This window comes from Chthonomonas sp., from assembly GCF_035294505.1.
Lineage (GTDB): Bacteria > Armatimonadota > Chthonomonadetes > Chthonomonadales > Chthonomonadaceae > Chthonomonas.
This window is the reverse complement of the sequence record NZ_DATGKU010000214.1, coordinates 33,218-41,456: the sequence shown is the minus strand read 5'-3', so window position 1 is coordinate 41,456 and position 8,239 is coordinate 33,218. Positions and strand designations below refer to the sequence as shown.

Genomic DNA, 8,239 nt, shown 5'->3' with positions numbered 1-8,239 from the left:
ATGGATCGGCCCTATCGCGCCGGCTTGGATGTGGAAACGGCGTTGCAAGAGATAGAGCGCGGCGCCGGCACGCAGTTCGATCCCAACCTCGTGCCCATCTTCGTAAGGGCTGTGCGTGAACAACTCAAAGAGCAGCAAGAGACTCAGCGGCGCGCTGCCTAGTGGTGCAGGCATCCTCTTGAGTCGCTTGGCTCTCTTTTCAAGGATGGAACCTTGCATAAATCATGGAAGATTCTTTCAGAGGGTGTGTTGGCCTTTGTGCTAAGCCTCATCACAGTGTCGGGGCATTGCCTCGAAGCCAAATTGGGACCGGCAAATTCCCAAGAGAATGAGCTTCTCTTTGCAGGGAAGCTCGATGTTGTAAGCGCTTCCCGAACGAAGCAGCCTATAGATCAGGCGCCTGCTGTCGTCACCGTTATTACGGCCGATCAGATAGAACGCTCCGGCGCCGTAACACTGCTCGATGTGCTGCGCTATGTGCCGGGCCTAAACGTTTCCGAAAGCAATGCCACCGTAGCCGGCGTTTCTTTGCGTGGCCTAAACTCCTTACTAACGAACACCCTCCTGGTGATGATTGATGGACGACCGGTAAATCAGGATGTAAGCGGGGGGATTACCTGGACTTTCTTGCCGCTTGAGTTACTGCAGGTGAAACGAATCGAGATCGTGCGAGGCCCCGGCTCCACTCTGTACGGCGCTAACGCGTTTAACGGCGTGATCAACATCATTACCAAAACGCCCCAAGAGGAGCTAAATGGGGCGCGAAACAATCTTCGCTTCCACACGATCCTTGGCGGCTATAAAAGCGATTATGACGAACTTCTGGCTTCCGCTGCCGACCATCATGGCGATGCCGTTTCTCTAGGTTTTGCCTATAACCATACAGGCGGTTATGGAACGGCGGGAAAGATGGGAGTGTGGGATAGCTATGCCACGCCGATGGTCAGCTTCGATTTGGATCGTCAAAGTCGGCATACGAACTATCGCTTGCAAGCGGGAAATGTGGACTCTAGCGAGAACGTTTACCAGGATATTTTTCTTCAAGGCGCACACTTCCATCAGTCCTATTTGGCTTTGCATTATGATGAGCCGAACGTCTCTAATCCACTTATGGTCCGTGCAAGCTACGGTAACTACGTTGAAACAGCACAAAATGTGGACTATACGCGCCACTACATTGTAGAGGGAGAGATACAGAAGCAGAACACGCTTAGTACGGTCAACACGCTCGTTTATGGGGTGAGCCTACGTCATGTCTACTTCCATGCAGGGATCGCAACTCCTGGTCGGCATAACCAAAATCTCTTTGGGCTTTATGCCCAGGACGAGGCGAAACTAGGTAAGGGTTGGATAGCCTATATGGGCCTTCGTTATGACGACGATTCTCTTGTGGGGGCTCGACTTTCACCGCGTGTCGCAGCGGTTAAAGATTTGGGAAGGCAGCAAACCCTTCGTTTTACCTACGGCACTTCCTACCAAATTCCAAGCCTCATAACGTCCTATGCGAGTTTTTCTATTCCTGTTGCGCCGATGGTGAGCGAGGGCGTTGTTGGAAACACCCATCTCGCTGCTATTCGATTGCAAGGGGGCGAAATAGATTGGCGAAAAGGCTTCTCCAACGGGTTTGTTGGGGTGAGCTTCTATTACAACAATGTCAAAGGGCTGATTGGATCGCTACCACTCACTTTTTTCCCTTCACCGCCGTTTCCCCCTGGTACACCCTCTTCCGTAACGTTTGGCAATATCGGAAACGCCCGGACCTATGGTTTTGAAGTGGAGAGTGAGGTGCAGTTGACAAGGCAGCTTCACGGGCTGTTCAACTACGCATTCGCCAACCAGCATTTTAGCGCAGGGAGTGTAGTAGGCCTTTTCCAACCTAACCATATGCTCAATGTTGGGTTAGATTGGGAACCGGCTAGACGCTGGGAGCTGTTTGTGGGGACGCATCTGGTAGGGACTGTGGGGGCCATCACAGGGGATGGAGGTTTTGACACCGCTCCGGCCTATGTGCGAACCGACTTAAGAATAGGCTATCGGCTACGCGAGGGCAAGGAACCACTGACAATTGCATTTATCGTACATAATCTCTTTGATGATCGTCATATTGAATTTCCTTTCGATGCCGATAGCCCATTACCTGCCCAAGTCGCTCCCCAAAGAACGAACCTCTATCTAGCCATCTCCGGTAGGTTCTAGAGGATTTAGCGCAAAGAAGCCCTATTGAGGGAAGCCTGGCCGCACCTAAGACAGACGGGTTGTTTAGTGCCAAGCAGCTGATAACAGGGGCAGGCAGTCTCTCAAGACTGCCTGCCCCTGTTTGCCGCTCTCTTATTTGCCGCTTTAAGGGAGCAGCTTGAGGTAGAGCGCCCCTAAGTTGTTGGCCGTATAGAGGGCGTTTATTCCGCTTTGTTGCAGCAGCTGCAGATTCGCAAGGTTGACGCTTTCTTGGGCAACGTTCACGTCCATAATGTTGGAAACGGAGGCGCTAAGGTTGGTTACCGCGTTCGACAGATAGTTTTGGGTAGCTTCCAACGTGTTTTTCTGAAAATTACCCAGCTCCGCCGCATAGGTGGTGACTTGGCTAAGGGCGGCGTTCGCTATCTGCACGGCGTTGGCGGCTCCGGTGGGCGTAGTGACGTTGATGCTCTGAAGCGACTGGCCTGGGATAGCCGTGGTACCAAGTTGGGAGGCCTGCATGTTTTGAAAGGCGAAGCTCACCGTCTGCCCTACGTTGGCGCCGATCTGGAATTGGGCCGGATTGGAAGAGATATTGGCCACTGCCACATTGCTTGTGCTTGTGGAGTTGCCGGATGCTGTGAGGAGGATTTTATTGCCATTGGCATCGCTGAGGAGCAGCCCGGAATCGGTGGGGTTGACGCCGCCGGTGAAGTTGACGGTTTGAGCTACCGTGCTGCCGTTAATTTGAGTCATCGCCGTGACAGTTGCCAGGGCGTTCTGACCTACTGCGGTGGTCGCATTGCCGGCGGCGATGATGGCGCCGGCGCTATCGCTCTCCGTGATGGAGTAGTTGGCGCCATAGTTTGTCTGCGTCAGAACGATTTTGCCCCCGCTGAAGCCGGCGGACACGCCGGTTTGGCTGGAGATTTGGTTGATGCTGTCGATAAGCGACTGCACCGTTTCACCGGAGCTAACCGTGATGCTCTGTCCGTTGATAGTAACCGTGCCCGAATTGGTGATGGTTGCATTGACGCTGGCATAGCTCACCGTGCCGGTAATGGTGGCCATGGTGGCCGCTTGAGTCACCGTGATGGTGACATTGCCCGACTGGGTTACCCCGTTGGCAAAGGTGCCGCCAAAGTTCGCCGATGCAATGAGGTTGCTATTGGTGACGGAGGCGCTTGTGCCGGCCGTACCGTTGAGCAAACCGATGCCGTTGAAAGTGGTATTGTTGGCAATGTTGTTGATGGCTGCAATGGCCGACTGAATGGCCTGCTGATCGGCAGCGGCATTGCCGGGGTTACTTTGCGCATCTAGGGCGCTGGCCTGAATGTTCTGCACGAGGGTAACGATCTGTTGCACCGCCCCAGAGGCGGTCTTTACCTCGTTCACATCGTTCTGGATATTGGAAAGGGCTTGGTTCATGCCGTTTACTTGGGTTTGTAAGTTGGTGGCGATGAGAAAGCCGGAAGGGTCGTCTGCCGGGCTATTAATGCGAAGGCCGGAGCTAAGGCGAAGCAGCGACTGCTGAATTGCCGCGTTCGTCTGGTTTAAATAGTAACTGGCCGCAAGCGCGTTCAGATTGGTGACGAAAGAGAAATCCATCGTCTGTAGTCTCCTCCATGGGTGTTGTTCGAGCGCCTGAGACAGCAAGCGAAGTGCTATGGTGCGAACCTCCTGTTTCGCCAAACGACAGGAAAAGCGGCTCGGCTTCAGATGGGTTCAGCGCTCTCTGAAGAGGTAGTGCCAGATTATCTCTTCAGAGAATGTCAGCAATCCTACGAGGTTTCCTGTTAAAGAAGAGAGGTTTGGGTAAAAACTGTTATAAGTAAGGGGATATGGGTTCGCCCCAAAAAGCAGGTAGTCTTTGCAGACCAGGTTGACGGGTAAGCATGGCATAACCTGAGCGGTGTTGATCTCCCATTTTAGAACGGTGTCTCTCCTTGATGGACTCGGCCAGGTCTTTTTGCCAAGAGACCTGGCTCTTTTTCTTGAGTTGATCAGGTAATCTAGAGAGGGAAAGACTAAAATAATTTAGCAGATTATTATCTCTATGCAGACAACAACACCTTTAGGTTGCACTTTGGTTCTCGATCCAACCGTTCGCTATCAGACAATCGATCACTTTGGCGCTTCGGACTGTTGGTGGGCCGCACACATCGGCTCTGAATGGAGCCGTGCGAATAAGGAGCGGTTGGCAGACCTCCTATTCTCCATAGAGAAGGGAATCGGGCTGAGCTGCTGGCGCTTCAACCTAACCGGCGGCTATAACCATGTGACCATTCACGACCCTTGGCGCACAGGCGACACGTTTGAAGTGCGCCCCGGTGTCTACGATTGGCAGCGGCTACCGGGACAGCGCTGGTTTCTGAGAGCGGCCAAAGCACGCGGGGTGCCCAAGTTTTTGGCGTTTGTTAACAGCCCACCGGCACGCATGACACGCAATGGGCTTACCAACTGCACCGATGGGCTTGGCACGACCAACCTGCTCCCCTCGATGACAAAAGCCTTCGCTCGCTACCTGTCCGACATTTTGCATCATTTTTTGAGCAATCCTGTTGAAGATGAACGAATTGTTTTTAACTACATTAGCCCGGTTAACGAGCCGCAGTGGGAATGGAATCGAGGCTGCAATCAGGAGGGCAACAGGGCGAGCAATGAGGATATTACAGCCATAACCGTTGCTCTTTACCAAGAACTACAAAGGCAAAAGCTGCCTACGCAGATCGCTTTGGTCGAATCGGGCAACTTTCAAAGTCTTACGCACTACGTAGACTGGATGGAGGCCAAGTATAAAGCCCGTTACGGAAACTATTTAGGAGAACTGTTGGGCGATCCGGCCATTAAGCCCTTGCTCGGCCCACATCTTGGCGCTCATGGGTACGGTTCCGACCATCCAAACGGGTATCTGCTGTCGGTTTGTAAGCAGGTGGCAAAGGCGTTTGCGAGCTATCCTGGGTGGGCCTTCTGGCAAACAGAGTACTGTGTTATGGAATGGAAAAGAGACCTTTCGATGGAGACGGCGCTGCGTGTGGCACGGGTGATCCATGCCGACTTAGCTTATGCCAATGCGGCAGCATGGAACTGGTGGACGGCCGTTTCTCACTATGACTATAAGGATGGATTGATCTACACGGACTATCAGAAGCCGGGAGACACGGAAACCATCTATCTGTCGAAGACCTTATGGGTACTGGGCAACTATAGCCGTTTCCTTCGCCCTGGATGGTGTCGGGTGCATATCGAGGGAGGCAATGGCTTGGAGGGCGTTCTCGCTTCGGCCTATGTTTCGCCGGCGGGTGAGCGAGTGGCTGTTGTGCTTACCAACACGACGGATCGGGTGGTGCCCATAGCGGTTCAGGCAAAAAACGCGCAGCTAGGGGCGCTAACGCCCTATGTAACCAGTGCTACGGACGATCTCAAGCCTTATGCGTCCGTCCCCCCAGAACAAAGCTATGTTATTCCACCCTATTCTGTTGTTACACTGACAGGTTTGTTAGGGTCTAAAATCGCTTTTGCCAAATCAAAACTCTAGGGGAATAGAACATCTACCACATCTATTTTTTACAAGGCAACATTTAAGTCTCCAGGTTCATTACCAATTGCGCGGGTTTGGCAGGTTCTACTTGCTGCGGAAAAAGTGACTCGTACCCGGGTTTTATGAGGAGTACCTCTTGAATGGAGTTTCTGAAAGTCTCGACCGAACCAACATGATAGAAATGGGTGAAAGTCCTCTCCACTTGCCCATTCCAATGTTGTTCGATATGGGAGTTTGTTCGATATTTATTCTCTTTCCACATAGAGAGCGCAAACCCACAAGGTAAGTTGCGCGCCATCATTGCGAGTTCAACCGCATCGTTGTCAGACCATTGTTGGTAGTAGTCGGTATGACGACCAATATAAGGTGGATCAAAATAGACAAAATCATCCTTGTCTAAACACATTAAGCACTCCCGCCAATCACCTACCCGAAATTCCCAGTCTTTACCTTGCATGATTTTTTGTATGCGCACAACCTGATTCACTATTTTCGTGATATAGGCTGGTCGAAAGCGATCCGGCTTTCGACAGAAAGGTACATTAAACTCACCTCTGCGATTGAAGCGTATGAGACCGTTGAAGCAGGAGCGGTTTAGAAAAAGGAAGTCGAGTGGATCACCGTTTCGATTAAAGCGTTCTCTAACTAGATAGTAGTAGCTTTCGCCTTGAGTTAGCAGCCGAGCTCCTTCTGTCGTGAAATGCTCTCTCACCATTGCTGGGGTTATGCTTCCGTCCCATATCGCTCGGTAGAGCCGAATGATATAGGGATTAATGTCGTTAAGTAGGGCACGCTGAGGTTGAACATTGAAGACAACCACGCCAGAGCCAACAAAGGGTTCAATCCATCGGCCCTGACCGTTCCAGGTAAGGCTGCAAAGAATAGACCTTACCAATTGAGTTTTAATACCTTGACATTTTATTGGGGGAACAACAATACGGTTGATTTTGCGGGGTAACTGATGAATATTCATATGTCAAATCCTCTTGTATTGCATGTAACTATCCAGATTCGTATATGGGGGTGTGATCAGCCCGGCGGCCCGTGCCATGTCCATAGTTAAATAAGACATCCAATAATCATCAAAGCGGTCGGAAGCAATACGATATTTTTCGTGCACAAAGAATTCAAAATCTTTGATAACCGATGTTCTGTGCCGGCTCGAGAAGTACTTTTTATATCCAAAGCATAACGGTAACATTTGCCGCCTTCGTTGGTCGAAACGGCGTTATGAAAGGCTTCCATTTCGGCATGAAGAGCCTCTAACAATCTATCGGTATCCATGATGACATTTTACCTGTCGAAGACTGCATCACATGCGGCCTAGTTCATAAAGAGAAGGCGCCGGGCCTAACGTCGTTCCTTCTAGAATCGTAACGGGTACTAAAGTTTGGCGTATCTCAACTTCGCGTCCCTCCACGTAATCCACCAGGAGCGCGACGGCCGCTTCGGCGAGTGCATTCAGGTCTACTTTCACCGAGGTCACACGATGCCGTGTTGCTGCTGGCCAGTAGAGGCCGTCGTAGCCCACTACCGAAAGCTGTTCGGGAATTTTTACGCCTAAGCTTTCGCAGATTTCAAGCACCCAATACGCAAGCCGATCGCGCCAACAAAAGAGAGCGGTTGGAGGGGGAGGGCTGCAGAGAAGTTGCTGTAGAGGGCCGGTCATCATGCCATGATAGTCTATAATGCGCTCAGGAGGAACCTCGACCCCGTAGGTACGCAGCGCCATGCGCATCTGCTCGATGCGCTCCTCAGTTTCGTAGAGCCTGTCGCTTAGTTCTGCCAAAATGGCCACATCACGGTGTCCCAACCGATAGAGCCGTTCGGCCAGTTGTTGAATGCCCGAGGTCATGTCGTCGCATACTCCTGGAAGCACGCCTTCAGGGTCAAAACGCGAGACAAGAACGGTGGGGAGGCGTGAGCGACGTAGGTAGGGCAACAGTGGATCATGGCGACGCGGTGCCCACAACAGCACCCCATCCACAACCCCTCCGTTAAGATGGCGATACTCCTCGATAGGCGTGCGGCTGAAATCGCAGTGGACGAGGATGTCGTAACCGCGTTTTCCTGCCGCCCGCTCAATGGCGGAGGTGAAGATATCGAGGTAGAGATCGTCGGCAGAGCGATTACGAAAGCCGTTATAGAAGGAGAGGATGCGCGTCGTGCCCCGACGTAGGGAGTGCACAAGGCGATTAGGCACATAGTCCAGTTCAGCAGCGGCCTGCCGCACGCGCATGAGCACCTCTTCGGATATACGGTGTTGTTCGGCCTTGCCGGTAAGCACGAAAGAGGCGGTGGTTTTCGAGACTCCTGCACGCTTTGCCACTTGGGCCAGTGTAGCTCGTCTTGCTCTATGGCGATTCGGTTCTTGAGACTGCGACATGTTTGATCCTATCGGAGAGATTTACGATAAAACGAAACTAGACATGAAAGCTAGACATACAGGAACGTAGACCGATTTATCAAATCACACCCTCTATGCCCAGCCGCTTTGTTAAAAGAGCTACATCAATTGTGCAG

General features: G+C 52.0%; 5 protein-coding genes. 2 read left to right on the top strand and 3 right to left on the bottom strand.

Annotation, left to right across the window (positions count from 1 at the left end; genetic code table 11):
* The first annotated feature begins 213 nt into the window (after positions 1–213).
* Positions 214–2,196, top strand: coding sequence for a TonB-dependent receptor (locus tag VKV18_RS13290; protein WP_324204673.1), 1,983 nt, complete (start codon positions 214–216; stop codon positions 2,194–2,196).
* 144 nt (positions 2,197–2,340) lie between these two features.
* Here VKV18_RS13290 and VKV18_RS13285 read toward each other — a convergent pair whose 3' ends face one another.
* Positions 2,341–3,783 carry a flagellin gene (locus tag VKV18_RS13285; RefSeq protein WP_324204672.1) on the bottom strand — a complete coding sequence of 481 codons (1,443 nt, stop codon included), beginning with the start codon at positions 3,781–3,783 and terminating at the stop codon, positions 2,341–2,343.
* A gap of 448 nt (positions 3,784–4,231) precedes the next feature.
* On the opposite strand from VKV18_RS13285, the gene VKV18_RS13280 reads away from it, so the two are divergent.
* Positions 4,232–5,713 carry a glycoside hydrolase gene (locus tag VKV18_RS13280; protein ID WP_324204671.1) on the top strand — a complete coding sequence of 494 codons (1,482 nt, stop codon included), beginning with the start codon at positions 4,232–4,234 and terminating at the stop codon, positions 5,711–5,713.
* 43 nt (positions 5,714–5,756) lie between these two features.
* Here VKV18_RS13280 and VKV18_RS13275 read toward each other — a convergent pair whose 3' ends face one another.
* Complete coding sequence (locus VKV18_RS13275) at positions 5,757–6,689, bottom strand: Dam family site-specific DNA-(adenine-N6)-methyltransferase (protein ID WP_324204670.1); 933 nt, start codon at positions 6,687–6,689, stop codon at positions 5,757–5,759.
* A 339-nt stretch (positions 6,690–7,028) separates the two neighbouring features.
* Positions 7,029–8,102, bottom strand: a complete 1,074-nt coding sequence (locus VKV18_RS13270) for a LacI family DNA-binding transcriptional regulator (RefSeq protein ID WP_324204669.1) — start codon at positions 8,100–8,102, stop codon at positions 7,029–7,031.
* Between the last annotated feature and the right edge of the window lie 137 nt (positions 8,103–8,239).